1 pseudogene is annotated in these 365 nt (G+C 53.2%); it reads left to right on the top strand.

Annotation, left to right across the window (positions count from 1 at the left end):
• Positions 1-231 (top strand): annotated as a pseudogene (locus AB1K62_RS14680) (polysaccharide deacetylase); the annotation flags it as partial.
• Between the last annotated feature and the right edge of the window lie 134 nt (positions 232-365).

Below are 365 nucleotides of genomic sequence, written 5' to 3'. Positions count from 1 at the left end.
CGTGAATATGCCGATACGCTGATACGGCAATATGACCGGCTGGCGGACGAAGGCGCGAAGTCGGGCACAGTGATGTGTATTCCGCTCCACAGCTATCTTATCGGTCAGCCGCACCGGATCGGGCCTTTTGAAGAGGTGCTGGAGCATATTGCGGCGGATGGTCGCGCATGGATTACCAAGGCGGGTGATATTGTCGATGCATTCCGAGCACAAATGGGAGACGCAAAATGAGTCTGGACCCGAGCTATCTTGAATATCCCAAACGCCAGCGCGGGATGGACCATGAATATTATGATTATTCAATCATGCATGAGCGCCCGCCGATCACTTGGCCGGATGAAAAAAAGCTTTTGATCTGGCCGGTT

It is taken from the genome of Parasphingorhabdus sp. JC815 (assembly GCF_040717415.1).
Classification (GTDB): Bacteria; Pseudomonadota; Alphaproteobacteria; order Sphingomonadales; family Sphingomonadaceae; genus Parasphingorhabdus.
This window is presented reverse-complemented; position numbering and strand designations above follow the sequence as displayed.